Origin of the sequence: Rhizobium sp. YAF28, assembly GCF_052113285.1 — a bacterium.
In the GTDB taxonomy this organism is placed as follows: Bacteria; Pseudomonadota; Alphaproteobacteria; order Rhizobiales; family Rhizobiaceae; genus Rhizobium.
Genome location: NZ_JBFRCX010000005.1, coordinates 46,645 through 73,148 on the forward strand (window position 1 = coordinate 46,645; position 26,504 = coordinate 73,148).

26 protein-coding genes are annotated in these 26,504 nt (G+C 62.3%); 17 read left to right on the plus strand and 9 right to left on the minus strand.

Going from position 1 to position 26,504, the window contains the following annotated elements; genetic code table 11:
• Positions 1-22 precede the first annotated feature (22 nt).
• Positions 23-757 carry a glycosyltransferase family 25 protein gene (locus AB4Z13_RS12585; RefSeq protein ID WP_442206053.1) on the minus strand — a complete coding sequence of 245 codons (735 nt, stop codon included), beginning with the start codon at positions 755-757 and terminating at the stop codon, positions 23-25.
• A 247-nt stretch (positions 758-1,004) separates the two neighbouring features.
• On the opposite strand from AB4Z13_RS12585, the gene AB4Z13_RS12590 reads away from it, so the two are divergent.
• Positions 1,005-2,348, plus strand: coding sequence for an NAD(P)/FAD-dependent oxidoreductase (locus AB4Z13_RS12590; RefSeq protein WP_442206054.1), 1,344 nt, complete (start codon positions 1,005-1,007; stop codon positions 2,346-2,348).
• Positions 2,349-2,488: 140 nt separating this feature from the next.
• Here AB4Z13_RS12590 and AB4Z13_RS12595 read toward each other — a convergent pair whose 3' ends face one another.
• Entirely contained in the window at positions 2,489-3,295 is an 807-nt protein-coding gene (locus tag AB4Z13_RS12595; protein WP_442206055.1) for a class I SAM-dependent methyltransferase, read from the minus strand.
• Between the two features lie 57 nt (positions 3,296-3,352).
• Positions 3,353-4,090, minus strand: coding sequence for a carbonic anhydrase (locus tag AB4Z13_RS12600; protein ID WP_442206056.1), 738 nt, complete (start codon positions 4,088-4,090; stop codon positions 3,353-3,355).
• A 244-nt stretch (positions 4,091-4,334) separates the two neighbouring features.
• Between AB4Z13_RS12600 and AB4Z13_RS12605 the strand changes: the two genes are divergently transcribed.
• Positions 4,335-5,096 (plus strand): sulfite exporter TauE/SafE family protein, encoded by a 762-nt coding sequence (locus tag AB4Z13_RS12605; RefSeq protein ID WP_439015741.1) that lies wholly within the window; start codon positions 4,335-4,337, stop codon positions 5,094-5,096.
• Positions 5,097-5,111: 15 nt separating this feature from the next.
• On the opposite strand, the gene AB4Z13_RS12610 is transcribed toward AB4Z13_RS12605, so the two are convergent.
• A complete protein-coding gene (locus tag AB4Z13_RS12610) occupies positions 5,112-5,921 on the minus strand; it encodes a pirin family protein (protein WP_442206057.1) in 810 nt (269 codons plus the stop codon).
• A gap of 143 nt (positions 5,922-6,064) precedes the next feature.
• On the opposite strand from AB4Z13_RS12610, the gene AB4Z13_RS12615 reads away from it, so the two are divergent.
• Positions 6,065-6,655, plus strand: a complete 591-nt coding sequence (locus AB4Z13_RS12615; RefSeq protein ID WP_439015743.1) for an SMI1/KNR4 family protein — start codon at positions 6,065-6,067, stop codon at positions 6,653-6,655.
• Between the two features lie 54 nt (positions 6,656-6,709).
• Here AB4Z13_RS12615 and AB4Z13_RS12620 read toward each other — a convergent pair whose 3' ends face one another.
• Together AB4Z13_RS12620 and AB4Z13_RS12625 are read right to left on the minus strand one after the other, a co-directional pair.
• The gene (locus tag AB4Z13_RS12620) at positions 6,710-7,237 is read right to left on the minus strand and encodes an AAA family ATPase (RefSeq protein ID WP_439015744.1); all 528 of its coding nucleotides are present in this window, start codon (positions 7,235-7,237) and stop codon (positions 6,710-6,712) included.
• A gap of 30 nt (positions 7,238-7,267) precedes the next feature.
• On the minus strand, positions 7,268-7,828 hold the full coding sequence (locus AB4Z13_RS12625) for a winged helix-turn-helix transcriptional regulator (RefSeq protein WP_442206058.1): 561 nt from the start codon (positions 7,826-7,828) through the stop codon (positions 7,268-7,270).
• A gap of 285 nt (positions 7,829-8,113) precedes the next feature.
• On the opposite strand from AB4Z13_RS12625, the gene AB4Z13_RS12630 reads away from it, so the two are divergent.
• Complete coding sequence (locus tag AB4Z13_RS12630; RefSeq protein ID WP_310387263.1) at positions 8,114-8,950, plus strand: hypothetical protein; 837 nt, start codon at positions 8,114-8,116, stop codon at positions 8,948-8,950.
• A gap of 49 nt (positions 8,951-8,999) precedes the next feature.
• Here AB4Z13_RS12630 and AB4Z13_RS12635 read toward each other — a convergent pair whose 3' ends face one another.
• Positions 9,000-9,476 (minus strand): Lrp/AsnC family transcriptional regulator, encoded by a 477-nt coding sequence (locus AB4Z13_RS12635; protein WP_007818262.1) that lies wholly within the window; start codon positions 9,474-9,476, stop codon positions 9,000-9,002.
• A gap of 104 nt (positions 9,477-9,580) precedes the next feature.
• Here AB4Z13_RS12635 and AB4Z13_RS12640 point away from each other — a divergent pair, with 104 nt between their 5' ends.
• The 6 genes from AB4Z13_RS12640 to AB4Z13_RS12665 all read left to right on the plus strand — a co-directional run bounded on the left by AB4Z13_RS12640 (position 9,581) and on the right by AB4Z13_RS12665 (position 17,992).
• Positions 9,581-10,780 carry a diaminopropionate ammonia-lyase gene (locus AB4Z13_RS12640; RefSeq protein WP_442206059.1) on the plus strand — a complete coding sequence of 400 codons (1,200 nt, stop codon included), beginning with the start codon at positions 9,581-9,583 and terminating at the stop codon, positions 10,778-10,780.
• On the plus strand, positions 10,777-12,015 hold the full coding sequence (locus tag AB4Z13_RS12645; RefSeq protein WP_442206060.1) for a Zn-dependent hydrolase: 1,239 nt from the start codon (positions 10,777-10,779) through the stop codon (positions 12,013-12,015). The genes AB4Z13_RS12640 and AB4Z13_RS12645 overlap by 4 nt, the downstream gene beginning before the upstream one ends.
• Positions 12,016-12,019: 4 nt before the next feature.
• Positions 12,020-13,180 (plus strand): M20 aminoacylase family protein, encoded by a 1,161-nt coding sequence (locus tag AB4Z13_RS12650; RefSeq protein ID WP_442206061.1) that lies wholly within the window; start codon positions 12,020-12,022, stop codon positions 13,178-13,180.
• A gap of 142 nt (positions 13,181-13,322) precedes the next feature.
• Entirely contained in the window at positions 13,323-14,831 is a 1,509-nt protein-coding gene (locus tag AB4Z13_RS12655; RefSeq protein WP_113321316.1) for an ATPase domain-containing protein, read from the plus strand.
• Positions 14,797-16,872 (plus strand): PAS domain-containing protein, encoded by a 2,076-nt coding sequence (locus AB4Z13_RS12660; RefSeq protein ID WP_439015751.1) that lies wholly within the window; start codon positions 14,797-14,799, stop codon positions 16,870-16,872. Before AB4Z13_RS12655 ends, AB4Z13_RS12660 begins: the two co-directional genes overlap by 35 nt.
• Positions 16,873-17,008: 136 nt before the next feature.
• Positions 17,009-17,992: an SDR family oxidoreductase gene (locus AB4Z13_RS12665; RefSeq protein WP_442206062.1), complete on the plus strand. Its 984-nt coding sequence runs from the start codon at positions 17,009-17,011 to the stop codon at positions 17,990-17,992.
• Positions 17,993-18,017: 25 nt separating this feature from the next.
• Here AB4Z13_RS12665 and AB4Z13_RS12670 read toward each other — a convergent pair whose 3' ends face one another.
• Positions 18,018-18,890 (minus strand): LysR family transcriptional regulator, encoded by an 873-nt coding sequence (locus tag AB4Z13_RS12670; RefSeq protein ID WP_442206063.1) that lies wholly within the window; start codon positions 18,888-18,890, stop codon positions 18,018-18,020.
• Positions 18,891-18,989: 99 nt separating this feature from the next.
• Between AB4Z13_RS12670 and AB4Z13_RS12675 the strand changes: the two genes are divergently transcribed.
• From AB4Z13_RS12675 to AB4Z13_RS12690, 4 genes are all read left to right on the plus strand, one after another.
• Positions 18,990-19,199 (plus strand): DUF1127 domain-containing protein, encoded by a 210-nt coding sequence (locus AB4Z13_RS12675; protein ID WP_442206064.1) that lies wholly within the window; start codon positions 18,990-18,992, stop codon positions 19,197-19,199.
• A 96-nt stretch (positions 19,200-19,295) separates the two neighbouring features.
• Positions 19,296-19,769, plus strand: a complete 474-nt coding sequence (locus AB4Z13_RS12680) for a VOC family protein (RefSeq protein WP_439015755.1) — start codon at positions 19,296-19,298, stop codon at positions 19,767-19,769.
• A 294-nt stretch (positions 19,770-20,063) separates the two neighbouring features.
• Positions 20,064-20,483 carry a GFA family protein gene (locus AB4Z13_RS12685; RefSeq protein WP_442206065.1) on the plus strand — a complete coding sequence of 140 codons (420 nt, stop codon included), beginning with the start codon at positions 20,064-20,066 and terminating at the stop codon, positions 20,481-20,483.
• A 134-nt stretch (positions 20,484-20,617) separates the two neighbouring features.
• Positions 20,618-22,486, plus strand: coding sequence for an ABC transporter ATP-binding protein (locus AB4Z13_RS12690; protein WP_442206066.1), 1,869 nt, complete (start codon positions 20,618-20,620; stop codon positions 22,484-22,486).
• Between the two features lie 26 nt (positions 22,487-22,512).
• Here AB4Z13_RS12690 and AB4Z13_RS12695 read toward each other — a convergent pair whose 3' ends face one another.
• Positions 22,513-23,298, minus strand: coding sequence for a methyltransferase domain-containing protein (locus tag AB4Z13_RS12695; RefSeq protein ID WP_442206243.1), 786 nt, complete (start codon positions 23,296-23,298; stop codon positions 22,513-22,515).
• Between the two features lie 114 nt (positions 23,299-23,412).
• On the opposite strand from AB4Z13_RS12695, the gene AB4Z13_RS12700 reads away from it, so the two are divergent.
• The 3 genes from AB4Z13_RS12700 to AB4Z13_RS12710 are packed head-to-tail and all read left to right on the plus strand — an operon-like array spanning position 23,413 to position 26,372.
• On the plus strand, positions 23,413-24,549 hold the full coding sequence (locus tag AB4Z13_RS12700) for an ABC transporter substrate-binding protein (RefSeq protein ID WP_442206067.1): 1,137 nt from the start codon (positions 23,413-23,415) through the stop codon (positions 24,547-24,549).
• Between the two features lie 6 nt (positions 24,550-24,555).
• The gene (locus AB4Z13_RS12705; protein ID WP_310387290.1) at positions 24,556-25,626 is read left to right on the plus strand and encodes a FecCD family ABC transporter permease; all 1,071 of its coding nucleotides are present in this window, start codon (positions 24,556-24,558) and stop codon (positions 25,624-25,626) included.
• Positions 25,620-26,372: an ABC transporter ATP-binding protein gene (locus AB4Z13_RS12710; protein WP_310387292.1), complete on the plus strand. Its 753-nt coding sequence runs from the start codon at positions 25,620-25,622 to the stop codon at positions 26,370-26,372. The genes AB4Z13_RS12705 and AB4Z13_RS12710 overlap by 7 nt, the downstream gene beginning before the upstream one ends.
• Positions 26,373-26,504: the final 132 nt, after the last annotated feature.

Genomic DNA, 26,504 nt, shown 5'->3' on the forward strand with positions numbered 1-26,504 from the left:
CCGGGCTTTCCGTCCCGGCGCCTTATTTTTTCAATGCATAGTTGATTCTGCGAACCGTCTCAGCGATGCGGATCGCATAGGTCGGCAATCGCCTCCACCAGGGAAATTTGGTGGCCCTGTAGACGGATCGCGTCCCGATATTCGAGCCGCCCTCTTTTACGACAGTCACGTTTTGGCGGGTCGTGTAGACCCGCGCTCGGGATGCCCAGCCGCGCTCCAGTTCGATATCCCAGGGAAATCGCATGACGCCGACCGTCTTGAGGAGCTTCAGGGCGCCCATCCGCGTCACCGCGTAGCAGGCTGCCGACCCCTGCGGACCATGCGTTACCCGCCCGATCTCATCGCCGATAGCCGAGGTGGCGACAGGCCTGAAGCCGACGATACGGTGATTGAAGAGCTTGATCACATCGGCGCCGGGCACCGCCGCAAGTGCCGCTTCGGCGCGCGCAACGAGGTCGGCAGACAAAATGACATCGTCCTCGACGATGATGCAGGCGGCCTCGCCCGTTTCCAAGAAAGCCGCGAGCACCTTCAGATGGCTCCGGTAGCAGCCATATTCGCCCGGCAGGATGGTCCGGCCATTGTTGCGCTGAAAGGCGCGCTCATCACAGGCCGTCCGCTGATCTGCGGCAATCTCCCGCCCATCGACGCCGGCAATGCGAATAAGGTCGAACTGCAGGGCCTTGGCCCGATCGGACAATGCATTCCACCGATCCGTGGACCGGTCGAGATTAATCACATAAATGCGGGTCGTCATCGTCCAACCGTGGTTTGCAGCTCAAAGCAGCCGGGCCTCCCCCTGAGGCCAAGCTTCCCGGCAAACTCGCCTAGCACTTCCCCCGCCGGCTGTGCAACCTGCCGTCGCGGCATGGCAGCAATGTCGGTAACAAATTTCTCCTTGATCGGCCAAGGGCACGCCCAGAACCGCGATGACATCAGCTTGAATTGCCGCCCCGGAGCCTCTAGCACTCGTACCTATCGATCAGCCCTTCAGGACGCATAGCTTGCCAGCCTTCCCCTTCTCCCTAAACGATCCCATCCAGCATCATGGCCCGCTTCCAAAGACATCCGACGTCGTCATCATCGGCGGCGGCGTCATCGGTGTGACGACGGCGCTGTTTCTGGCCAAGCGCAAGATCTCCGTGACGCTCATCGAGAAGGGGCGCATCGCTGCCGAGCAGTCCTCCCGCAACTGGGGCTGGATCCGCAAGCAGGGCCGCGATGCCGACGAGCTGCCCATCGTCATCGAAGCCTGCCGCCTGTGGAAGGAGCTCGCGGCAGAATGCGGCGAGGATATCGGCCTGAACGAGACCGGCGTCACATATCTCGCCAGCTCCGACAAGCAGATGGCCGGCTTCGAAACCTTCATGAAGCTCGCGAGCGCCTACGATCTCGACACCCGCCTGCTCGACAGCGGGCAGACGGCCTCCTTGTTCAAAGGCATCTCCCGCAAATTTGCCGGCTCGATGACGACGCCATCGGACCTGCGCGCCGAGCCATGGCTCGCCGTCCCTGCCCTTGCCCAGCTCGCCGCCCGTCTGGGTGTCACGATCATCGAAAACTGCGCGGCGCGAACCCTTGATATCTCCGCCGGCAAGGTAAGCGGTGTCTGGACCGAGGCCGGCCGCATCGAGACCTCGACAGTGCTCGTTGCAGGCGGCGCCTGGTCGTCGCTCTTCCTCAGAAAACACGGCGTCTCCATCCCGCAGCTTGCAGTGCGCGCCACCGTGGCCGCAACCGAGCCCCTGGCCGAAATCCACGCAGGTGCCGCAGGCGGAGCGGATGTCGCCTTCCGCCGCAGGCAGGATGGCGGCTACACGCTGGCGCCGGGAAGCCACCGCCTCTATCTCGGCCCCGAAGCTTTCCGTCACGCCACGAAATATATGCCGGCGCTCCTGGCCCACCCCTTCGGCACCCGCTATTCGCCTGCAGCCCCCGAGGGCTACCCGGACAGCTGGTCGACCCCGCGCAACTGGACGGCGGATGCCGAGAGCCCGTTCGAGCGGATGCGCGTGCTGAACCCCGCCCCCGAGCAATCCAGCCTCGAAGCGATCAGCCGCAATTTCCAGCGCCTCTTCCCTCAATTCGAAACCGTCCGCCTGAAGACGACCTGGGCAGGCATGATCGACGCCATGCCCGACATCGTGCCCATCGTCGACCGCGTGCAGGCCACCACCGGCCTCTTCGTCGCAACCGGTATGAGCGGCCACGGCTTCGGCATCGGCCCCGGCATCGGCCGCGTGGTCTCCGACCTGATCCAGGGGAATCCCACCGGCCACGATCTCAACCGGTTCCGGCTCTCGCGCTTCACCGACGGCAGCCGCATCCGGCCGGGGCCGGCGATTTGATCTGACGCGAGCCTGCGCGCCATCATGGGCCTGCGGCCGTGCGCCAGAATTGTCCGGGAGTTTCGATACCCGCCCGTCAGCGCAATGGGCTGAAGACGGACGCCGTCCTCCCTCGCCTTTCCAGCAGAAGACGCCCAGCCCTATGTCCGCCTGGCGATGAAAACCGACGTCGTCATATTCCTGGTGACGACGCCGCCAAAATCACTCCGTGCGAGATCCTCCAGCGCGTCCAGCAACGCCTCGCGCTTCTCCGCCTCCAATGCCACGACATTTGAATAGGTCGCGTAGAGCCGCCGCACCGCGGGCGGATCAAGCGTCAGCGTCCACTCGAACATGACAGGCGGATCGCAGTGGAATGAGGCCTCCTCGAAATCCCTAAGCCGGGCCTCGCTGTCGAGCCCGTAAGGCGTCTGCGTCGTCCCTCCGCAAGACGGGCTTGGGCGATGTCCGACAAAGAGATGCGCGCTCGCCTCATGAAAGGGATCGGGCCTGATACTGTCGCCAAAGACATTCCAGATCAGAGCGACGGCGCCGCCATCGCGAAGCAGCGCATGGATACGCCTGAGCGCCGGGACGGCATCGAGCCAATGAAATGCCGTCGCACTCACCACGAGGTCGTATGATTGCGGCGCCTCGATCAGTTCTTCGAAGGCTTGCTCGACTACCTCGAGTTCGGGGCGATGCAGCCGCGCACGCAGGAATTCCGCAAGCCGCCTGTCCGGCTCGACGGCCAGAAGCCGCCGCGGCCCCTGTTCAAGAAGATGTTCCGTGGCAAGCCCGGTTCCCGCACCGATCTCCAGTATCGATATACCTGACCGCAATCCGGCCCGCTGCCGCAGCACATCCCACACCGCCGGCGGATAAGGCGGCCGGGCTAAGTGATAGTTTTCAGGGCTAAGGCCAAAGGCTTGCCGGCCGAATGGACGGGCAAGGGTGTCACCGGACATGGCGATCTCCGCGCTGATCGGCGTAGACCTATCCCATTCAGCAAGAAAACGCACCCACTAACCAAGCAGCGAAACCACGCCGCTGGCGATATCGTAGCGCGCCGCCACGACCTTGAGTTTGCCCTCTTTGGCAGCCCCGGCAATGACGGTCGAGCTTCGGCTGATCAGCGTCGCCTGCATCTTCGCATTCGCATCGATGGCCGCCCCAAGGTCGTTGCCCGCCGCATTCACCGCCGGCCAGATCGGCGCATAGAGGGCGCCGATCTGGCCGGGCACGGCCTTGCCGTCGATAGTCGCCTTCACCGCGCCGCAGTTGGTATGGCCGAGCACCATAAGAAGCCGGACGCCAAGAACGGCAACACCATATTCGAGGCTGGCGATGATCTCGGGCGTAGCGATATTTCCCGCGACACGCACGACGAAAAGCTGGCCAATGCTCTGGTCGAAGACAAACTCCACTGGCACGCGTGAATCGGCGCAGGAGAGGACCGCCGCGAAAGGCTCCTGCTTTTCCGCCGTCTTCGCCTTGAGGATCGAAAGGTCCTCGTTGAGAGACTGGAGACGCCCGTCGATGAAGCGCCTGTTTCCATCCATCATCGCCTTCAGCGCATCATCGGGCGCCAGGATGCTCTGTGCCGATGCCCGCCCGGCGGGCGAGACGACAGCCCCGGCCGCTACTGCCGCCACACCTCCCAATGCACTGCACAGGAAGCGGCGGCGCGCCCGATCATCAGGCACATCAGGACAGCCGCCACAGCTACAAGCCACACCGGAGTGCTGCGTAAGATCATGCATCTTCCCCTCCCAAGGTTGGTCCCGCGATTGATATGCCGAAACTTGAGCCCCGTTTCCGCATGGCAGCGCGAGCGCCCACGGTGCGCAAGTCACCCAAACGGGTGAGGCACGACCGGCCGTTGCCCGCAGATAGCGAGTCCCCTGGAATATTTCACGGCGCGAACACCTCGAGGCTATCGGCGGCTTGTCCCCGCGATGCCCCTGATGCATCGAAAGACACATTGGGGAGATGGGGAGCAAGCCAATGACACCAGCGATCGTTTTATTGCTGTTTGTATCAGGCATAGCCGGTGGCGTGATCAATGCGCTCGCCGGTGGCGCCACGCTGCTCACCTTCCCCGCCATGCTCGCAGCCGGCCTGCCGCCCGTCACTGCCAATGCCTCGAATGCGGTGGCGATCGTGCCGGGCCATCTGCTCGCCGTCCTCGCCGATCGTCGCAAGGTCCTACCGTTGGACGCCAAACTCTGGTCATCCGTCCTCGTCTGCCTCGTCGGCGGTGCCGTCGGCGCGCTGCTGCTGCTTGCCTTGCCCGAGCGGCTCTTCGTCTTGCCGGTTCCAGCCCTGATCGGCATCGCCACCCTGCTCTTCCTCTTCTCGCCGCGCATCGCCGCCTGGGTCGAGGCAAGGCGCGGCGATGCCGAGCCCTCGCGCGGTCTCGGCCTTTCCGTCCTCGGCCTCTCGTCGATCTATGGCGGTTTCTTCGGCGCCGGCCTCGGCGTCATCCTGACGGCGGTTCTCTCGATTGCCGATCCCAATGACATCCGCCGCGTCAAGGCGCTGAAAAACCTGCTCGCCACCTCGGTCAGTATGGCAGCCGTTGTCATCTTCATCGTCCAGCGCGCCGTCCACTGGCCCGAAACGTTGACGATGCTGTCAGGCGCCCTGGTGGGCGGTTATCTCGGTGGCTACCTCGTGCGGGTGCTGCCGGCCATCGTCGTCCGCTGGTTCGTCATCCTCACCGGCGCCGTCATGACTGTTGTTTATGCCGTCAAATATTGGAGCTGAGGTCCGCCCCTATCTTCACTTCCGCAGCCACAGCCGCTTCAACCCTTGCCACCGTTTCACGAGGCGGATCACGACAGGCGGCGGGATCTTCCTGGTGTCGGCCATCGTCCCCTGCCTCGTGACGGGAGACCGGGGATCAAGCAGGAAGGCCACCATCACGCAGGCGCTCGTCGCCTCCACGCTCAACACCTCATCCGACAGCAGCAGCCCTTGCTCGCCTTCGCCAAACGCCTCCTCGCCGGCGAGAACCGCGCCGCTGAACACATAGAAATAGAGGTCACACCCCTGTTTATGCGGGAAATCCACCCGCACGCCTGCCTCCAGCCGGATATCGAAGAAATCGATCCGGTTGCGCACGAAAAACGGCGCATCGCCCCCTTCCGGCCCGACAAGGTGCCGCCAGCGATTGGGCGCGCTGTCAGGCATTGCCCCATACTGAATGCCGGGTTCGAGATCGACAGCATCGGGCCGCACGAGGATCTGCAGCATGCGCAGCGGCGGATCGGAGGCCAGCGTTTCCTCGGAGTGCCAGAAGCTGCGCCCGGCATTCATCACCATCAGATGCCCGCTGTCGCAAACCAGCCGGCCGCGGGCTCTGTCTTCATGGCGCATCACGCCTTCAGGCACCCAGGATATGATTTCGTCATTGCGGTGCTCGTGCATGGCGATCAGCCGCCCCGGATGCAGGATGGATTCGACCACCATCGCCAGCGGCCCATGCCCATGATCCCCAGGCTCCGGCTTTATCCATCCCGGCATGTTGACATGTACGACAAACCCTCCCGTGTCGCGCACAACGAAGGTACGTTCCCCCTTGAGCAGCATCGCGTCCTCCTTGCCTGCAAGCAGTGACGATACCGCTCCATTAGCACCCTGATACCGTCAGAGGTCAATGAAGCGACCTGCCATTGACCTGTCCCGCCCCGGCCTTAAATGCCTGCGCCGTACTTGCAACAAGGAAACCCATCGTGAGCAACGACAACACAATTCCGTTCCGGCGCCCTGACGCCCTCGCCAGATTTGCGAAGTCCCCTCTCGTCGCAGCCCGCTATGGCGGCGCGGATGAAGCGCGGCTCTCGGCATTCGAGACGCAGCACGAGGTCAGTCTTTCCGATGGCTATCGCGATTTCCTGATGCGGGAAAACGGCCTTGACTATCATATCCCCCACACCACCATCGCCACCCTGCCCGCAGAGGCGCAGCGCGATGCCTTCGTTCTCTCGGACATCAACACCCTGTTTGGCATCGGCAACGGGCATCCGTATTTCGATCTCGAGGAACTCGCCCCGGACATGGATTTCCACGACTACGGTTTCACCCCCTTCGCACATGTCGTCGGCCTCGGCGGCGACTTCTGCACCCTCGTCGAACTCACCGAAGGCAACCATACAGGCGCGATCATGTACACCGATGGCGAGCTTTTCCATGGCATGCGCAGCGGCGGCATCGCCGGAAAATCCGCTGACGAAGCGATCGATTATTTCATCGAGAGCGGTTACTACTATCGGATCGCGACGAACTTCTCCGACCTCTTCGAAAAATATGCCCGACTGACCTGAGGCTTCGCACCGTTCCGATCATTCCCACAGATACAAAGCCCTAGGCGGCCAATATCAGACCTCCCGTGTTTTCTGATAGCGGCCAGTTTCAAGCTTCGATAGCAACGCGACAACAGCCTCATCCACACCCTGCTTCGCAGTGTCGATGGTGACGGGGCTTTGCCCCCAAGCCTCATAGTCGTGTGCAGTCACCTCTTCCCAGCGAGGCTTTACCAACCCCGGAACATCGCTTGCCCGCGTTTCCACCCGTCGGCGATGTTCATTCCGGTCCGAGCAGATGATTTCTATCTCAACGGCCGGCACACCTGATCGCGCTGCGACCGACAGCCAGGCATCCCGTGTCACCTTCAGGGGATTCACGGAATCCGCAACGACAATGTTGCCGAGCGTGAGATTGTCTTCGGCAATCCCGTATCCGACCAAGTAACCTGCCGGGCCGACCTCCGACCTCAACATGCCCGAGGCCCGGATATTCTGTTCGATCGTATCGATACGCAGATGGACGGCCCCAAGCTCCTTCGCCAGGGCACGCGCAATCGTCGTCTTCCCCGAACCCGGCAAACCGCCGAAAATGATCAGCATGAATTGGCACCTCCCGCTTGCTGATGGACTTCACGAATCCGATTTTTGTACATCCGTTGCCTCGCCCGAGGCAGCAAGAATATCATCGAGCGCCTGACGGCGCGCCCCGGCGTGGGACAATCGCCACCGAACTACGTCATCCGCGCCAGCCCCTTCCTTGATGTCGAGATCCACGGGGCTCACCGGTTCGCCGGTCTTCTGATCGATGAAACCCCAGCGTATCTCCGCCCCTGTTTTGCGATTGACGAAGGTCATGGGCGGTCCCGATGCACCTGACATACCGAGGCTGTCGCCGATCTGGGCGAGCACCGGCATGATGGGCGCGATCTGCCAGCCCTTCCGGGTCAGGAGATATTCGAACCTTTCCGGGTTCACCTGATAGCGCCGCCGCTCGATGAGGCCATTGGCTTCCAGATGCTTCAGCCGGTCACTGAGCGTCGCATTGGTCACGCCAGACGATTGGCGAAAATCCTCATAGCGGCTGAGGCCACAGACAAGATCGCGCAAGATAAGCATACCCCACCGATCGCCGATCGCCGCCATGACGCCGGCGATCGAGCATACCATTCCATCGAAACCCTTCGAACGCATCGAACCCTTTCCGAAGCCCGTGAAATCGCCTGGCTCCTCTGATCATGAGAGCCACATTAGTTTGCCGGAACGGCCGTTTCAAGAAAGCCCGGCAAACAACCGCCCTGCGACAAACCGGGCGGATAATTCGCTTGCCTGACCAGTTACTCTTATTATAAGAGTTACGATGTCTTTGGAGCGTGACACGCCTCCGAATGAATGCAGCGCAGGCCTGAAGCTCGATGTGGATCGGGCGCCGATTGCTGCAACGCATCACCGGTTTTGCCAAAACGGGAGGATCTCACCTTGGCGCCGAACACCACCGCTAACTTCACCAGCCCGACACTTGCATTCGCCGGCAGCGCAGTCGCAACAGGCCTCTGGTTCGCTGCCCTTGTCGCAATACCGGAGCTTCAACGCTCGGACCTGTCCATCATCGTCGCGCGCATCGCAGTGCACCTCATCGTGCTCGGCGGAACCTGGGCGGGATTGTCGCGCACCTCCCTCACGGCATCTGAGCGGACATGGACCTGGCTGGCGATCGCCATTCCGCTCACCCTCTGGCACGGCGCAGCCTGGATTATTGTCGCCGATGGCCTTCTCCTGCCGGGAGCAGTCTCAATCCCGTTGCTGCCGCTGATGATCGTCGTGCCGACGGCCATCGTGATCACGCTTTTGTCGCGCTCGGACCGGATCGGCGTGCTGCTCGATGTTATGCCCGCCAACTGGCTGATCGGCCTCCAGGCCTACAGGGTGATCGGCGGCGTGTTCCTCGCCAACTGGCTGGCCGGGACGACGCCGGGCGTTTTCGCCCTTCCTGCCGGCACGGGTGACGTGATCACCGGGCTGATGGCCTTACCGACAGCAGCAATGCTCGCAAGCGGCCGGCCAGGCAGCACCCGGGCGGCTCTGTTCTGGAACCTCTTCGGCATAGCCGATCTGGTCGTCGCGGTCACGATGGGTGCCCTTACCACCCCCGGCCCCCTGCAGCAGCTCGCCCTCGATCATCCCAATCTGACGACAGGCACCTACCCAACTGCCATCATTCCAGCCTTCACCGTTCCCACGTCTCTCGTCCTGCACGCCCTGTCACTGCGCCAATTGCTGAGGCGCACGCGAGGCGCGGCGGCAATTGCCGTGTGACGGCGAAATATCTCCGGGTCTAGGCGCGATCCACTGGCCCGGAGCCTCCTCAGATAGGAACACTGAGACCTACCTTGATCCTGTCCATGGCGACGAATGTCCGAAACCGCTTCACATTGTTGTTGCCGAAGAACAGGCGCCGCGTCAGCGCCTCGTAGTCGGCCATCGCGGGCACGGTGATGACGAGCACGAAGTCGGCTTCCCCCGTCACGTAGTAACACTGCTGGATTTCCGGGGCGGCGGCGAATTCGCGTTTGGCTGCCTCGATCTGCTCCGCCGTTTCGCTAATGACCTCGACCTCGACAAAGATGGTGATCGCCTGGCCGACGGCGGCCGGATCGATCACCGCGATATTGGCCTTGATGACGCCCTCCTCCGTCATCCGCCTGATGCGCCGCTGCACGGATGGCGCCGACAGGTTGACGGCCTCGCCGATCGTCCTTTGCGGCGTGGTATTGTCGCGCTGGAGGATCTCAAGGATCTTGCGGTCGAAGGCATCGAGCGCGGATGTCGAAGAGACAGGCATGGGCGGCGGCCCTCATGAAACAAACTTGCAAAAACGGCTCTCAATATCAGCGCAATTTTCGCCGGCTCTGCAATATGTTTCCATGAAAGAGCAGCGAGGCCTTCATGTTCATCCTCAACACGACAAGCGATTATCGACATCAGCTCGAAACGGCAGATGCCGATACGCTCGGCATTGCCGCTGCCGCAGGCGTGGAAGACCACCTGCGCCACCGCGACGACAATGCCGAAACACCGCTCGTCTCCCTGCCGGCGCTGGCAGCCGCGTCAGGCGTTGCCGCGATCCATGTGAAGGATGAGGGAAAACGCCTGGGGCTCGGCAGCTTCAAGGCGCTCGGCGGCGCCTATGCCGTCATTCGCCTCGTTCTGGAGGCCGCCGAGGCAAGACTCGGACGCAAGATCGGCATGGCCGAACTGCACTCTCCGGACGTGCGAAAACTCGCGGAAGCCATGACCTTTGCCTGCGCCACCGATGGCAATCATGGCCGCTCGGTCGCCCAGGGTGCATCCCTCGTTGGTGCGCGGGCGTCGATTTTTGTCCATGCCGGTGTAAGCGACGAACGCGTCGCCGCGATTGCCCGCTTTGGGGCAGAGATGATCCGGGTGGCGGGAAGCTACGACGACTCCGTGAAGGAAGCCACCCGCGTCGCGAAAGAACGCGGCTGGACCATCGTGTCCGACACCTCATGGCCCGGCTATGAGCGCATCCCCGGCCTCGTCATGCAGGGTTATACGGCGCTGGTGCGCGAGGCGCTGAAACAGATGCCGCAGCCGCCCACCCATGTCTTCATCCAGTCCGGTGTTGGCGGCATCGCCGCTGCCGTCGCAGGCCATCTGGCGATTGTGCTGGGCGCGCAGCGTCCGGTCTTCACCGTCGTCGATCCCGCCCGTGCCGCCTGCCTGTTCGAAACCGCGCGTGCCGGCCATCCGGTCACCATTGCCCATGGCGAACCGACCGTCATGGCGATGCTGGAATGCTACGAGCCCTCCCTCGTCGCCTGGCGCATCCTGTCGCGCACCGCCGATGCCTTCATGACCGTCGATGAGGAGGATGCGATCTCCATCATGCGGCAGCTTGCCAACCCCTTGGGCAGCGATCCCGCCATCGTCTCGGGCGAAAGCGGCGGCGTCGGCCTTGCCGGTCTCCTGAAGGCGCTCGCCGATCCCGATGCGAAAGCCGCCCTTTCCCTCGGCGCGGATTCGCGCATCTTCGTGGTGAACACGGAAGGCGCCACGGACCCCGGCCGATATCACGAGATCGTCGGCCGCTCGCCTGACGCGGTCCTGACGCGAGGTGCAGCATGAGCAACATCTCCATCGATGCAGCGAGGCTTCTCGGCCGGCTTGCCGAACTCGGCGCGATCGGCCGCGATGCGGATGGCAGGCTGGTGCGCCTTGCCGCCTCCGACACGGACAAGCTCGGCCGCGATCGCCTCGTCGCCTGGATCGAAGCTGCCGGACTGGAACTCGCCATCGACCGGATCGGCAACATTTTCGGCATCTGGGCGCCCGCTGGCACAGAGGATCGCCCGCCGCTGCTGCTCGGTTCGCATATCGATACAGTCATCGACGCCGGCATCTATGACGGCTGCTACGGCGTGCTGTCGGCCCTCGAGGTCATCGAGACGCTGAAGGCATCAGGCTTCACCCCCTCCCGCCCTATCGCCGTCGCGGCCTTCACCAATGAGGAAGGCGTGCGTTACGCGCCCGATATGATGGGCTCGCTCGTCTATGCCGGCGGGCTTGATGTAGAAACGGCGCTTGCGGCAACAGGAACCGACGGTTCACTGCTCGGTGACGAGCTGAAACGCATCGGCTATGCCGGTGAGAAAGAGCCGGGTTTCCTGAAGCCCCACGCCTATATCGAACTCCATATCGAGCAGGGCCCGGTGCTGGAGCGCGAGGGCATCGCGCTTGGCGCGGTCGAAAACCTGCAGGGCATTTCCTGGCAGCGCGTGACGATCGAAGGTGACGCCAACCATGCCGGCACCACGCCGATGACGATGCGTCGCGATGCCGGCCATGCGAGCGCCCGCGTCATCACTTTCCTGCGCGAGCGCGCTATGGCGTCGAACACGCCGACGGTCGCGACCGTCGGCTGCCTGGAATTCCAGCCGAACGCCATCAACGTCATCCCCTCGCGGGCGATCTTCACGGTCGACCTGCGCGACCCGGATGAGGATCGGCTGAGAGAGGAAGAGGCAGCCCTTGCCCGCTTCCTCGAAAGCCTGTCGGCCGAAGAGCAGGTTACGATCTCGGTGGAGCGGCTCGCGCGCTTCGAACCGGTGAAATTCGACAAGAGGATCGTCGCCACGATCGAGGCAGCCGCCAGGGCACGCGCCCTGCCCTGCAAGCGCATGACCTCCGGCGCCGGCCACGATGCCCAGATGATCGCCCGCATCGCGCCATCAGCCATGATCTTCGTGCCTAGCAAGGGCGGCATCAGCCATAATCCGAGGGAATTCACCTCTCATGACGATCTCGTCGCAGGCGCCAACATCCTGCTCGACGTCGTCAGCACACTGGCGCAGGAGGAATAGAAAGATGGATCTCGACCGACTGGCCTCCGACATGCGCGCCTGGAGACGCCACCTCCACGCCCACCCGGAATTCGGCTTCGAGGAAAAGCAGACCTCGGCCTTTGTCGCCGAAAAGCTCCGTGAATTCGGCCTCGATGATGTCGCGGAAGGCATCGGCGGCACGGGTGTCGTCGGCACGCTGAAACGCGGCGGCGGCAACCGCTCGATTGCACTGAGAGCCGATATGGACGCCCTGCGCATTCCGGAGCAGGCCGACCGGCCCTATGCCTCGCGCAACCCAGGCATCATGCACGCCTGCGGCCATGACGGCCACACCGCCATGCTGCTCGGTGCGGCCAGAATGCTCGCCGAAGACGGCGGTTTCGACGGCACTGTGCGCTTCATCTTTCAGCCCGCCGAGGAATGGGGCAAGGGCGCGCTGGCGATGATCGAGGACGGCATTTTCGAGCGCTTCCCCTTCGATGAGATCTACGGCATCCACAACCTGCCGGGCCTTCCCGTCGGTCATTTCCAGACGCGTCCCGGTGCCTTCATGTCGGCGGAGGATAATTTCGAGATCGTGCTCAAGGGCACCGGCGGCCATGCCGCCCGCCCGCATGCGACGAACGAGGTGCTGGTCGCCGCCTGCGCCCTGGTCCTGAACCTGCAGACCATCGTTTCCCGCCGCCTCGACCCAACCGATATCGGCGTCGTCTCCGTCACCGAACTCCTGACCGACGGCACCCGCAACGCCCTGCCGGGCCTCGCCCGCATTCTTGGAGATGCTAGAAGTTTCCACTCCAACGTCAGCGCCGAAATCGAAAGGCAGATGCGCATCATCGCCGAAGGCACCGCACTGACCTACAATCTCTCGGCCGAAGTCACCTACACAAGGGAATTCATCCCCCTGTTGAACGACCCTGCCCTCACCGAAGAGGCTTTCGCTGCTGCCCGCGATATCTTCACGCCCGCCAGCATCGAGGTCCGAAAGGAACCGATGACGGCCTCGGAAGATTTCGCCCGTTTCCTCGATGTCGTTCCCGGCTGCTTCGTCTTCCTCGGCAATGGCGAGGCCTCCGCGCCGCTCCACAATCCGACCTTCGATTTCAACGATGACGGGCTCCTTTACGGCGCAAAATTCCACGCCGGCATCGTCCGCCGGCGCTTGCCGCAAAGCGGCGCCTGACCGGCGGCTCCAAGCCTTTCCGCCGTCGACGCCGCCGGCGCGGTTACCGATCGGGACGAATCCCGTTTCGCAAATCAACGTCATCAGCAGTCTTGCTCCTTGAGCCTCCTGCCCTAACTCCTTGGCTGATATAGGAGACGGCATGGACCAAGTTTTGAGCAAGAAGGCGGAGACCGGAATCGAAGGACTGGACGATGTATTATTCGGCGGGTTTACACGTCGTCATGTATTCCTGCTGGAAGGCTCGCCCGGCACCGGAAAAACAACCATCGCCTTGCAGTTTTTACTTGAAGGCGCTGATCTCGGTGAGAGCTGCCTTTACATAAGTCTTTCCGAAACCGAGGAAGAGTTGCGCGACAGCGCCGCCTCGCATGGAATGGAACTCGGCGACGGCATAAAAATCTTCGAACTCGTGCCGCCCGAAAGCCTGCTCGACGCCGATCAGCAGCAGAGCCTCCTCTATTCGTCGGACCTGGAGCTGGGCGAGACCACCAAGCTGATCTTCGAGGCCTTCGAGCGGATAAAGCCGCAGAGGGTCGTCATCGACAGCCTCTCGGAAATCAGGCTTCTCGCCCAAAGCTCGCTACGTTATCGCCGGCAGATCCTGGCGCTGAAGCATTTCTTTGCCCGGTCGGATGCCACAGTCCTGCTCCTCGACGACATGACGTCAGATAATCTCGACAAGACCGTTCACAGTGTCGTTCATGGCGTGATCCATCTCGAACAGCTTGCACCCGATTACGGCTCGGAGCGTCGGCGGCTGCGGGTCATCAAATATCGCGGCCAGTCCTTTCGCGGCGGATACCACGACTTCGTCATCAAGACCGGCGGTGTGGCGGTATTTCCAAGGCTGCGCGCAATCGAGCACAAGAAGGGCTTCGAGCGAACGACCCTCTCGAGCGGTATCAAGGAATTCGATGATCTCCTGGGCGGCGGGATCGAGCGCGGCTCCAGCACGCTGCTGATCGGCCCGGCAGGTACGGGCAAGAGCCTGTTTACCCTGCAGTTCGTCGATGCGGCGGTCAAGCGCGGCGAAAAGGCGGCTGTTTTTATCTTCGATGAAGAGCTTGGGCTGCTGTTTTCGCGCACGAGATCGATGGGTATCGATCTGGAGAAGATGCACGACGACAGACTGATCCATATCGAGCAACTGGATGCCGCCGAGCTGTCGCCCGGAGAGTTTGCGCAACGTGTCAGGGATCGGGTCGCCAGCTACGACGCCAAGACCGTCGTCATCGACAGTATCAACGGCTATCAAGCATCGATGCCGGAGGAAAACGCGCTCATCCTTCACATGCATGAGCTTCTCCAATATCTGAACCGCCAGGGCGCCAACACCTTCCTCACCGTTGCCCAGCACGGCCTCGTTGGCGACATGAAATCACCGGTCGATGTTACCTATCTCGCCGATAGCGTGGTCCTGCTGCGCTATTTCGAGGCGCTCGGAAAAGTGCGCCGCGCGGTTTCCGTCATCAAGAAACGCACCGGCAGCCACGAAGAGACTATCAGAGAATTCCACATCACCAATGAAGGGCTGACCCTCGGCGAGCCGCTCTCCGGTTTCCAGGGCGTGCTTCGCGGCGTTCCGACATTCATCGGAGAAAGACAGCCGCTTCTTGAAACCTCAGACGAGGACGGCCACCATTCCTAACAGCGATGCCATCGGCCTGATCCACGCTCCAATCGGGCGTGATGCGCAGATTGCAGCTTCGCTCCTGCAGGAAGCGGGCGTACAACCAAAAGCGACGACCGATCTATCCTCCTTGGTCGAAAGCCTTAATGACGACGTCGCCTTTGCTGTCGTCACTGAAGAGGCGTTGCGTTCCGCCGATCTGCGCGCCATCTCCGCCTGGATCGAGCAGCAGCCGAGCTGGTCCGATCTGCCCTTCATCATCCTGACAAACAGGGGCGGCGGTCCCGAGCGCAATCCCGCAGCCGCCAGGCTGTCAGAGGTCCTTGGCAATGTCAGCTTCGTCGAACGCCCGTTCCACGCAACCACCTTCATCAGCGTTGCCCGCTCTGCCATGCGCGGACGCCGGCGGCAGTACGATGCGCGTTTGCGCATGGAGGCCCTCGATGCAGGCGAGCGCCGGCTTCAGACGGCTCTGGAAGCCGGGCGGCTCGGCGCATGGGAACTCGACCTTGCGTCAGGCGTGCTGACGACCTCGTCGACCTGCAAGGCCATTTTCGGCCGCCGTCCCGAAGACCCGTTTACCTACAAGGATCTGCTAAGCTCCGTTCACCCCGAAGACCGGGAGCGCATGGAGGCGGCAGTAAGCAAGACCGTTGAAACCGGCGCGGATTATTCCATCGAATACCGGACCATCTGGAGCGATGGTTCCGTTCATTGGGCCGAAATCCGGGCGCAGCTCTATAAGGATCGCTCCGGCAAGGCGATCAAGATGGTGGGTGTCTCTGCCGACATCACGGCGCGGCTGAAGGCCGAGGAGCACCAGCGGCAGCTCAATGAAATACTGGAGGAAAAGGTCGCCGAGCGCACGCGCGAGCTGGAGCGGGCGCATGCCGCGGTGATGGCGGAAGTCAGCCAGCGCGAGCGCGCCGAAGAGCAGCTTCGCCAGGCCCAGAAGATGGAGGCGATCGGCCAGCTCACCGGCGGCGTGGCGCACGACTTCAACAATCTGCTGATGGCCGTCCTCGGCAACCTTGAACTGCTGCGTAAATATGTCGGAGACGACATCAGGGCCGCCCGCCTGATCGACGGCGCCCTGCAGGGAGCGAAACGCGGCGCCTCCCTCACCCAGAGACTGCTGGCCTTTGCGCGGCGACAGGACCTGCGCATTGACCCGGTCGACATGCGCGCCCTGGTGCTCGGCATGGCGGATCTCCTGAAGCGCTCCGTCGGTTCCACCGTCCTGATCGAAACCACGGTTCCCGAGAATCTTCCTCTCGTCTCGGCCGATGCCAACCAGATCGAGCTGGCCCTGCTCAATCTTGCCGTCAACGCCCGCGACGCGATGCCAGACGGAGGCACGATCCGCATCGAGCTGAAGGAGGCGGAGCAGATTGCGCCGACCGATGAGCTTGCCGCCGGCAGCTACGTCGTCCTGACTGTCGCCGACCACGGCTATGGCATGGACAAGGAAACGCTGCAAAAGGCGATCGAGCCATTCTTTTCGACAAAGGAGCTCGGGAAGGGAACTGGCCTCGGGCTCTCCATGATCCATGGTCTGGCACTGCAGTTGAAGGGCGACCTGAAACTGGAAAGCATGCCCGGCAAAGGCACGACCGCCGAACTGTGGATCCCCGTCTCCACATCGGCCAGCGTCCATACCGAGCCTGATGACGCGATGCCGGCGGACCCAGACAAGGTCTCGGGCCCGAAGCGCATATTGCTCGTCGACGACGACATCCTGATCGCCATGAGCTCTGCCGATATGCTCACCGATCTCGGCCATGAAGTGGTCGAGGCCCATTCGGGGAAAGAAGCTCTCGAGTGCCTGGGCAGCGGCGCGGACTTCGATCTGATGATCACCGATTACTCCATGCCCGGCATGACGGGCGGAGACCTCGCCAAAGCCGTCCGCACCATAGCCCCCGGCTTGCCGATCCTCATTGCATCGGGATATGCCGAACTCCCGCCCGGGCTAGACCTTGACGTCGCCAAGCTCGGAAAGCCCTACACCCAGGATCAACTGGCCCAGGAGATCGGCAAGCTGATGGTCGCGCCCTGAGCAGGCCTGCAAACCGGTTGCCGACACGCAAATGCCTGCTGCGTCACCATGCCGGCCATTTTGCAGAAGACGGCTCATCGCTTTCGCGCTATGAAGATTATCGATAATCCTGCCCCATCCGACACGGAGATCCCTTATGGCTTTGAAGATCCTTTTCATTGGCGGCACCGGCCAGATTTCCTATCCCTGCGTCGAGCGCGCCGTGGCTCAAGGCCATGATGTCAGCGTGTTCAACCGCGGCCTGAGGGGCGATCCCCTGCCCGCTGGCGTCACCTCCATCGTGGGCGAGCTGGGATCGTCGGCCTATGTCGATCTCGCCAAGGCCAATTACGATGTCGTCGCCCAGTTCATCGCCTTCACGCCGGATCAGATCGCCCGCGATATCGAGATCTTCTCGGGCCATTGCGGCCAGTACATCTTCATCTCTTCCGCCTCGGTCTATGAAAAGCCGGCCCGCCATTATGTGATCACCGAGGAGAAGACACCGGCGGTCAACCCCTACTGGCCCTATAGCCAGGCCAAAATCGCCTGCGAGGAACTGCTGAAGAAGGCCGACAAGCTCGCCTGGACGATCGTGCGCCCCAGCCACACCGTCCGCACCGGCCTGCCCATCATGATGGGCGACAGCGACGTCATGGCCCGGCGCATGCTGGACGGCGAGCCGACCATCGTTGCCGGCGACGGCCATACGCCCTGGACGCTGACCCGCTCGGTCGATTTCGCCGTGCCCTTCGTCGGCCTGTTCGGCAAGCAGAAGGCGCTGCGCGATATCTTTCACATCACCAACGACCACGCCCATATCTGGGATCACATCCAGAAGGCGATCGCCAGGTTGCTGGGCGTCGAGGCGAAGATCGTCCATGTGCCGACAGACACGCTCGTCAAGTATAATCCGGAATGGATCGGCCCGCTGACCGGCGACAAGGCCTGGACGGCGATTTTCGATAATTCCAAGGTCAAGAGTGTGGCCGGCGACTTCACCTGCGCCCAAAGCCTGGATGAAATCCTCGCCGAGCCGATCATGCATCTGAAGCAGCGTTTTGCGAAAGGCCGGCCGCCGAAGGGCGAATTCGATGCTCTGGTCGACCGCATCTGTGCCGAACAAAGCGCGCTCGGCTAGGCCGGCACGTCCGGCCTGAAACCCTCTACGCCTCGAATGCGCGAAGGCATTTCATGACTTCGCGCAGCCCCCTCGTCAGATGTTTGTCGCGCCGGATGACCATGCCGAGTTGACGAACCAGCGGCGGCTGAACGGGCGACGTCACGAACCGGCCGCGGTCGCGCTTTAGCGCCAGCCCCGGCAACACCGACCAGCCCAGCCCGGCAGCAACCAGTTCCTTGATCGCCTCGACACTGCCGAATTCCATCGTCGGCTGGCTCTTTATGCCGGCGGCCGCAAACCACTCGTCGGTCGTCAGTCGCGTATTGCCGCCCTCGTAGAGCATCATGATCTTGTCTTTGAAGAATTCCGGCGTCGGCCCGCCCTCCGGCATCGTGCTGCCCTTCGGCGCGACGGCAAGAAGTTCATCCTCGTAGAAAGGCTCGATCTCGATGGAGCGGCCGGATGCCGGCAGCGTCACGACGGCGATATCGAGGGCGTTGGTTTCGAGATCGCGGATCATGTCATCGGTATTGCCGACACGCACCACGATCTCCAGACCCGGCATGCGCTTCTTGGCAGCCGCGATCGCCCGCGGCAGCAAGTGGATCGAGGCAGTGCCGCCGCTGCCGATCCGCACGCGCCCCACGGCACCTTGCCTGTAAGGCGCCATCGCCTCCTCGGCCGCCGCGCATTCACCGAGGATCCGGCGCGCATGGGCCAGCAGTTCGACACCCGCCGCAGATGATTGCGCCCGGCGACCGACCCGCTCGATCAGCCGAACACCCATCCTCTGTTCCAGAAGCTTCACCTGCAGGCTGACGGCCGGCTGCGTCAGCCCCGCTCTTTCAGCAGCAGCCGTAAAGCTGCCGAGATCGATGACGCTGACGAAGGCGGCAAGCTGGTCGAGATTCAGCATCAAAAGGATTCCTTATGGATTGCATAAGAACCATAAGCTTCCTTGCGATCATGTGCCAGTCCATTTTGAGGCGTCCAAGACGAGTGCTGGAGATGCCTGATGATGACTGACGTGGAAATATCGAGAACTGTAGATCGTGCCCCAACCGGTGGCGTCATACGCCGCTGCCTGATGGGCATCCGCCTTTACCTGGACAAGCGCCGCGAAAGGCTGACGCTCTCCTGCCTGTCCGACGACGCGCTCCGCGATATCGGCCTCACCCCATCAGAGGCGAGGACGGAGGTCAACAAATCATGGTTCTGGGGATAACAGCCACAAGTTTTTAAAATGGCGCGCTTGGACTGGAGAAAACCGCTTTGTCCCTTATGTCACTGCCATCAGGGGAAAACACCAAAGGACCGCGCGATGCACAAGAACACGATCTGTGTCTGGTATGACAAGCACGCCGAGGAGGCCGCCCGCTTTTACGCCGGGATCTTTCCGGACAGCAAAGTCGGCGCCATTCATCGCGCCCCCGGCGACTATCCGGCCGGCCAGCAGGGAGAGGTGCTGGTTGTGGAATTCACGGTTGCCGGCATTCCCTGCATCGGCCTGAATGGCGGCCCCTCGATCAAGCATAGCGAGGCCTTTTCGTTCCAGATCTCGACGGAAAATCAGGAAGAAACCGACCGCTACTGGAACGCAATCGTCGGCAATGGCGGCCAGGAAAGCGAATGCGGCTGGTGCAAGGATAAATGGGGCGTCTCCTGGCAGATCACCCCGCGCGCTCTGATGGAAGCGATACAGGCAGGCGGGGCCGAGGCAAAGCGCGCTTTCGACGCGATGATGACCATGCGCAAGATCGACGTCGCGGCAATAGAGGCAGCTCGCCGCGGCTGAGACAACAGGCCCTGCAACCGTAAGATCACGACGCCAGGGCGGCCGACTGCTCTGATCCCTCGAACAACAGCCGGGCCTGTTCCACAGGCATCGGCTTTCCGAGCAGAAATCGCTTCGAGCATGGCCTCCTATTGGCGTGTTCGGCTTGATCTCTCGCTTATGGCCCTTCCGGAAAGGTGCCGCCGCTGATGGCACTGCCGTCATTTCAAGGTGAGCGAATTCAGCTCAGTGCCCCGGCATATCCCCATAAAACTCCGAAACCTTCCCCAAACTTCGCAAAACAGGAGTCTCCCGATGGCCAATGCCCAATGCAGCTGCGGCGCGCTCAGACTGGCGCTGCCGGAGAAACCAAATGTGGTGATCGCCTGTCACTGCATCGAATGCCAGAGACGAACAGGCGCCCCTTTCGGCGCCGGCGCCTTCTATCCGGCCGAAGCCGTCACCGTGTCTGGCTTCGGCAAGCAATACACCCGCGATGCGGCAAGCGGCGGAAAGGTGCATACCTACTTCTGCCCGAACTGCGGCTCATCGGTCTACTGGAAGGCCGACAACCTGCCCTCCATGATCGGCGTCGCTCTCGGAGCGCTGACCGACGGGAGCCAATTCCCCGCCCCTGCCAAATCGATCTTCGAGCAGTCAAAGCACCATTGGGTGCAGCTCGAAGCTGCCGGCGAGCACTTCCAGCAAGGCAGCGCTGCGCGACGGTCGAGCTGATGTTTCGCCCTGTGATCACAAAGATTTCTAAAATTTCTAATTGAGATTGCAGCCGGAAGATGATTCCATGCGGCCTGCGTCGCCTGATACGCCCGCCCTTCTCCGATGTCAGACCCAAAAGGCTTAAGTCGATTATGTCGATATCAGATGCGATCTACCGTCCCTTCGAAACGCTGATCCGGCCGCTCGATATCCCCTACCGTCCGCTGCCGTCGAAGGGGCCGTTGACGGTGCTCCTGCACTTCATCTCGATGTTTCGCGGCGTGCTGATCGTGCTCGCCCTTTCCTCCATGCTGTTCGAGGCGATCAATCTGTCGATCGTCTGGGGACTTTCGGTCATTGTCGATGGCGTGACACAGCAGGGTGCCTCCGCCTTCCTGCAGAGTGAATGGCTGCTTTTGACCATCCTCGGCCTGCTGATTTTCCCTGTCATGCCGATCGTTTCATTCATGCTCAACACCCTGCAGTCCCATACGCTCGGTGTCGGCATGCCGGCCGCCATCCAGTGGCAGGGCCACAAGGCGGTCGAGCGGCAAGATCTCGCCTTCTTCCATGATCTCTATGCCGGGCAGGTCTCCTCACGCCTGTCGCAGGTGGCGTCCGCCGTCCAGCAGCAGATCATTGCCGCCTTCCAGTCCATCCCGCGCTTCCTGATGCAGCTGATCGGCTCGGTGATCCTGCTCAGCGCGCTCGCCTGGCAGCTCGCCTTGCCCGTCGTCATCTGGATCGCGCTCAATGTGGCTTTCACGGTCCGGATCGTGCCTGTTTTCGTCGAGCGCTCGCGCCGCACCGCCAAGCAGCGCAGCCTGGTCGCCGGCGCCATCACCGATCTCTACACCAACATGCAGATGATCAAGCAGTTCGCAGCCGAAGACAGCGAGGCGGGTGCCATCCGCCGGACCATCCAGACGGCCGTGCAGACGCAGCACAGCGAACAGCGCATCTACCGCACATCGGAACTGACGGTCGTCGTGCTCAACACGCTGCTGTGGCTGAGCATGTTATCGATCGGCTTCTCCGGCCTCGTCAACGGTTTCCTCACGGTCGGCGAGTTCGTCGGCGCGGTCTATATCCTGAACAGGCTGTCGACGCAGATCTTCACCTTCCTGCAGATGGGCCAGCAAATCTTCCAGGCGATCGGCACCATCAAGGATGCCATGCCGGTCATGACGACGCCGCCCACCATCACCGACCTGCCGGATGCGAAGGAGCTCGCTGTAACATCGGGCGAAGTCCGTTTCGAGCATGTCCGCTTCGCCTACAAATCCGGCACGTCCATTATCGATGATCTGTCGCTGACGATCCGGCCCGGCGAGAAAGTCGGCCTTGTCGGCCTCTCGGGCGCCGGCAAAACCACACTCGCCAACCTGCTCCTGCGCTTTTACGACATCAAGGACGGAGCGATCCTCATCGATGGCCAGGATATCCGCTCAGTCACCCAGTCGAGCCTTCGCCGCGCCATCGGCGTCATCGCCCAGGATGTGGCGCTGCTGCACCGCTCGGTCGGCGACAACATCCGCTACGGCCGGCCGGAGGCGACGCAAGAGGAGATCGAGAGTGTCGCGAAAATGGCGAGCGCCGATATCTTCATCGCCGATCTCGCCGATAGCGAGGGCCGCAAGGGCTACGAGGCCTATGTCGGCGATCGCGGCATCAAGCTTTCGGGCGGCCAGCGCCAGCGCGTGGCGATCGCTCGCGTACTCCTCAAGAATGCACCGATCCTGGTGCTGGACGAGGCAACCTCGGCCCTCGATAGCGAATCCGAAGCCGCGATCCAGGGGCGTCTGAACCTGGTGATGGAAGGCAAAACCGTCATCGCCATCGCTCACCGCCTCTCCACCATATCGAGCATGGACCGCATTGTCGTGCTCGACCACGGCCGCATCATCGAAGAAGGCCGGCCGGAGGAATTGATCGAAGGCGACGGCCTCTTCGCGCGCCTCTGGAAACGCCAGACCGGTGGCTTCATTCCGGAGGAGATTGAGGAGACAACGTCGGAATAATTGGCTCCCCTGGGGGCTGCCGGAGCTCAGTCCGGCTTCGTCGCGCAAATCGCGAAGCGGTCCTGCACCATGCGCTCCAGCCCGCGCAGGAAGGGCATCTTGCGCGCCTGCGCCCAGTGGATATCGGAGAGCTTGCGGTCGACGACGATATTGTCGAAGCCCGCCTGGCGCAGCAGCTCGACGATCGCTTCGGCCGGCATCTGTTTGGAGAAATAGACGCGCGAGCGGATGGCTTGATGGCGAGCCATCATCTCGGGCTTCATGTGGCTCGCCGGCGCCTTGCCGGTCAACTTCGTCCAGACCTTCTGCAGGCCCTTGACCCAGGTCTCCTTGCCCATGTTGCCGTCGACGATCAGCACCTTGCCGCCCGGCTTCAACACCGAGAACCATTCGCGGAAGGCCGAGGGCGGATCGACCAGCGTCCAGACGAGATGGCGGTTGGTGATCACGTCGTAGCTTTCCTTGGCCTCCATGGTGTTTTCCGCATCGCCCGAGACGAAGCGGATATCGGTGCCGCGCTTCTTCGCCTTGGCCCGCGCCTGCGCCAGCATGGCATCCGACCAGTCGAGCCCCGTCACCTTGAAGCCCGCCCCATGCATGAGGTGGGAAATCACTGCCGTGCCGCAGGCGAGGTCGAGTGCCGCACGCCCCTGCCCCTCGCCGAGATGCTTGCGGATCAGCCGCTGCCAGCCCCTACGCTCAGTTTCGGAAAAGATTTCGTGGCCGACACTCTCGTCGAACGTCGCCGCCCTTTCCGACCAGAAGTCCCGGATTTCATCGCGAATAGAGTAATTTGTGTTCATCGTGTCCATCATCTTCACCTCGGCACGGCACTACTTTGGAAAAGCTCTAAAACATAAAACTTGATTCCAAAAGTCAATTTTTCTATGCCTCGGGACATTACCAAGGACGGGGAGAGTTTCCAGATGAAATTTATGAAATTGCTTGCGGTATCCGCAGTTGCGGTTGCGGGCCTGCTGCCACTTTCGGCTTTTGCCGATCCCTTCACCATCAAGGATGTGGCGGGCCGTGATGTCACCTTCGACAAGCCGGTCGAGCGCGTGATCCTTGGCGAAGGCCGCATGCTCTATGCCGTCGCCCCGATCGAGAAGGACGATCCTTTCGCCAAGATCGTCGGCTGGCGCAATGATCTCTGGACGACCGACAAGGATGGCTTCAACGCCTATGTCGAGAAATTCCCTAGGGGTAAGGACCTGCCCTTCCTCGGCAACCTGACGGATGGCACGCTGCAGACCGAGACGGTTGTGGCGCTTCACCCCGATGTCATGCTGCTGCCGATCGGCAACAAGAAGGCCGCCGACGAGGTAAAGCTCGAGGACACGCTGAACAAGATCGGCGTGAAGATCGTCTACATCGATTTCCGCGAGCACATCCTCGCCAATACCGAGCCGAGCCTGGAGATCCTCGGCAAGCTTTTCGGCCATGAAGACCGCGCCCAGGCCGTCGCCGCCTACTGGAAGCAGCAGATGGCACGCGTCACCGACAAGCTGAAGGAAGCCAACCCCAAGAAGCCCAATGTCTTCATGTATCGCGCCGCCGGCCTCGTCGAGTGCTGCGGCACCTTCGGCCCCGACAATTTCGGCCTGATGGTGGATTGGGCCGGCGGCCACAATCTCGGCTCCGATTTCCTGCCGGGCTACACCGGCTCGATCAATGCCGAACAGGTCGTCGCTTCCAATCCTGACGTCGTCGTCGTCACCGGCTCGAACTGGAGCCAGACCAAGGATGCCAAGGATTTCGTCAATGTCGGCCCGGCCGCTGCCGCCACCATCGACGATAGCCGCAAGGCGCTGGATGCCCTCCTCCAGAACCCGGCCTTCACCGGCTCCAAGGCCGTTGCCGACGGCAATGTGCATGCGATCTGGCACCAGTTCTACACGAGCCCCTACCAGTTCGTCGCCGTGCAGCAGATGGCCAAGTGGTTCCATCCGGACCTCTTTGCCGATCTCGACCCGGATGCGACCTTCAAGGAATTCCACGAGAAGTTCCTGCCGGTCGCCTATCAGCCGGGTTACTGGGTCGACGCCAAGGCCGGAAAGTAAGGCGAGGTGGCAGAGATCGCCGTCGCCCCGATCGAGGTCGAAGCAGGCAGGGCGCGTTACCGCGCCCTCGCCCGCCGCAAGCTTGTGATCCTGTTTGCCATGACGGCAGCGCTCTGCCTGTCCTTTGCCGTCGATCTCGCCTGGGGGCCGGCTCGTTACGGCCTCGGTGAGGTCGTCACCGCCCTCCTCTATCCCGACTCCGTCTCGGCGCAGGTCCGCGCCGTCGTCTGGGATATCCGCATGCCGGTCGCCGTCATGGCGATCGTCGTCGGCGCATCGCTCTCGGTCGCCGGGGCGCAGATGCAGACGATCCTCGCCAATCCGCTGGCAAGCCCCTTCACGTTAGGCATTTCCGCCGCCGCAAGCTTCGGCGCCGCACTCGCCATCGTCACCAGCGTGCCGATCCTGCCGGTCGCGGCTGGCCTTCTGGTGCCGGTCAATGCCTTCATCATGGCGCTCGTCGCCACGCTCTTCATCCATTTCATCTCGCAGGCGCGCGGCGTGTCCGTGCAAACAGTCGTGCTGCTCGGCATCGCGCTCGTCTTCACCTTCAATGCGGCTCTCGCCTTCCTGCAATATCTTGCGTCCGAACAGGCGCTCTCGGCCGTGGTCTTCTGGACCATGGGCAGCCTCACCAAGGCCACCTGGCCGAAGATCTGGATCACGCTTGCCGTGCTGCTTTTCGCCCTGCCACTCTTTGCCCGCCATGCCTGGGCGCTGACGGCGATCCGCCTCGGTGAGGACAAGGCGGCGAGCTTTGGCGTCAATGTGCGCCGCATCCGGCTGGAGACGATGCTCATCGTCTCGCTGCTGGCGGCCGTTCCCGTCAGCTTCGTCGGCACGATCGGCTTCGTCGGCCTCGTCGGCCCGCATATCGCCCGCATGATCCTCGGCGAAGACCAGCGCTTCTTCCTGCCGGGTTCGATCCTTTCAGGCGCCCTGCTGCTCTCGCTGACCTCTGTCGTCTCGAAGTCGATCATTCCGGGCGTCGTCTTCCCGATCGGCATCATCACGGCGCTGGTCGGCGTGCCCTTCTTCTTCTCGCTCATCCTCTCGAACAGGAGCCGCTCATGGTAGCGCTTCAGCTGCAGTCGGTCGGCGCCTACCACGGCCGCAAGCTCTTCGTCGAAAACGTAACGACGCCCAAAATGACGGCCGGCGAGCTCGTCGCTGTGATCGGCCCGAATGCCGCCGGCAAGTCCACCCTCTTCAAGCGCATCACCGGCCTCCTGAAAGGGCCGGGAAACGTGCTGGTCGAGGGCGCAAAGACAAAGAACGCCATCAGCTACATGCCGCAGGATACCTCGGCCAATGCGGTGCTGACGGTCTATGAATCGATCCTGCTTGCCCGCAAGCAGGGCCAGTCCTGGGGCGTCAGCGATCAGGATCTCAGGCTCATCGACGACGTCATGAAGGCGCTGAACATCGAGGCGATCGCCTTCCGCGATCTCGGCGCCTTGTCAGGCGGCCAGCGCCAGCTCGTCTCCATCGCCCAGGCGCTCGTGCGCGAGCCGGAGATCATGCTGATGGACGAGCCGACCAGCGCGCTCGATCTTCATCGCCAGGTAGAAGTGCTCGATTTCATGCAGCGCCAGGCGCGCAAGCGCGGCATGATCGTACTGATCGCCATCCACGACCTGAACCAGGCGCTGCGCTTCGCAGATAAGGTACTGATCATCCAGAACGGCCGCATGCGCGCCTGCGGCAAGCCGCGCGAGGTCGTCACCGTCGACATGCTGCGCGAGGTCTACAAGATCCACGCCCGCATCGAGAAATGCTCCAGGGATCATGATCACGTCATCGTCGACGGCACCGCGCATTAAGGCATGTCGCGCAAAGTATGAAGCGGCCTTCGGATAATCCGATGCTTGAACAAAAACCTTAAAGCGGCAGAGATGATTCCGTTTTCTTTCCGCCGCTCTAAGGGCGCGCCGGAAATCCGGCGCGCCCATGTT

Excerpts from the sequence above, each read along its gene's own strand:
- AB4Z13_RS12585 (WP_442206053.1), bottom strand. The coding sequence starts at position 757 with ATGACGACCCGCATTTATGTGATTAATCTCGACCGGTCCACGGATCGG.
- AB4Z13_RS12595 (WP_442206055.1), bottom strand. The coding sequence starts at position 3,295 with ATGTCCGGTGACACCCTTGCCCGTCCATTCGGCCGGCAAGCCTTTGGC.
- AB4Z13_RS12600 (WP_442206056.1), bottom strand. The coding sequence starts at position 4,090 with ATGCATGATCTTACGCAGCACTCCGGTGTGGCTTGTAGCTGTGGCGGC.
- AB4Z13_RS12605 (WP_439015741.1), top strand. The coding sequence starts at position 4,335 with ATGACACCAGCGATCGTTTTATTGCTGTTTGTATCAGGCATAGCCGGT.
- AB4Z13_RS12610 (WP_442206057.1), bottom strand. The coding sequence starts at position 5,921 with ATGCTGCTCAAGGGGGAACGTACCTTCGTTGTGCGCGACACGGGAGGG.
- AB4Z13_RS12620 (WP_439015744.1), bottom strand. The coding sequence starts at position 7,237 with ATGCTGATCATTTTCGGCGGTTTGCCGGGTTCGGGGAAGACGACGATT.
- AB4Z13_RS12625 (WP_442206058.1), bottom strand. The coding sequence starts at position 7,828 with ATGCGTTCGAAGGGTTTCGATGGAATGGTATGCTCGATCGCCGGCGTC.
- AB4Z13_RS12635 (WP_007818262.1), bottom strand. The coding sequence starts at position 9,476 with ATGCCTGTCTCTTCGACATCCGCGCTCGATGCCTTCGACCGCAAGATC.
- AB4Z13_RS12640 (WP_442206059.1), top strand. The coding sequence starts at position 9,581 with ATGTTCATCCTCAACACGACAAGCGATTATCGACATCAGCTCGAAACG.
- AB4Z13_RS12645 (WP_442206060.1), top strand. The coding sequence starts at position 10,777 with ATGAGCAACATCTCCATCGATGCAGCGAGGCTTCTCGGCCGGCTTGCC.
- AB4Z13_RS12650 (WP_442206061.1), top strand. The coding sequence starts at position 12,020 with ATGGATCTCGACCGACTGGCCTCCGACATGCGCGCCTGGAGACGCCAC.
- AB4Z13_RS12655 (WP_113321316.1), top strand. The coding sequence starts at position 13,323 with ATGGACCAAGTTTTGAGCAAGAAGGCGGAGACCGGAATCGAAGGACTG.
- AB4Z13_RS12665 (WP_442206062.1), top strand. The coding sequence starts at position 17,009 with ATGGCTTTGAAGATCCTTTTCATTGGCGGCACCGGCCAGATTTCCTAT.
- AB4Z13_RS12670 (WP_442206063.1), bottom strand. The coding sequence starts at position 18,890 with ATGCTGAATCTCGACCAGCTTGCCGCCTTCGTCAGCGTCATCGATCTC.
- AB4Z13_RS12675 (WP_442206064.1), top strand. The coding sequence starts at position 18,990 with ATGATGACTGACGTGGAAATATCGAGAACTGTAGATCGTGCCCCAACC.
- AB4Z13_RS12680 (WP_439015755.1), top strand. The coding sequence starts at position 19,296 with ATGCACAAGAACACGATCTGTGTCTGGTATGACAAGCACGCCGAGGAG.
- AB4Z13_RS12685 (WP_442206065.1), top strand. The coding sequence starts at position 20,064 with ATGGCCAATGCCCAATGCAGCTGCGGCGCGCTCAGACTGGCGCTGCCG.
- AB4Z13_RS12690 (WP_442206066.1), top strand. The coding sequence starts at position 20,618 with ATGTCGATATCAGATGCGATCTACCGTCCCTTCGAAACGCTGATCCGG.
- AB4Z13_RS12695 (WP_442206243.1), bottom strand. The coding sequence starts at position 23,298 with ATGGACACGATGAACACAAATTACTCTATTCGCGATGAAATCCGGGAC.
- AB4Z13_RS12700 (WP_442206067.1), top strand. The coding sequence starts at position 23,413 with ATGAAATTTATGAAATTGCTTGCGGTATCCGCAGTTGCGGTTGCGGGC.
- AB4Z13_RS12710 (WP_310387292.1), top strand. The coding sequence starts at position 25,620 with ATGGTAGCGCTTCAGCTGCAGTCGGTCGGCGCCTACCACGGCCGCAAG.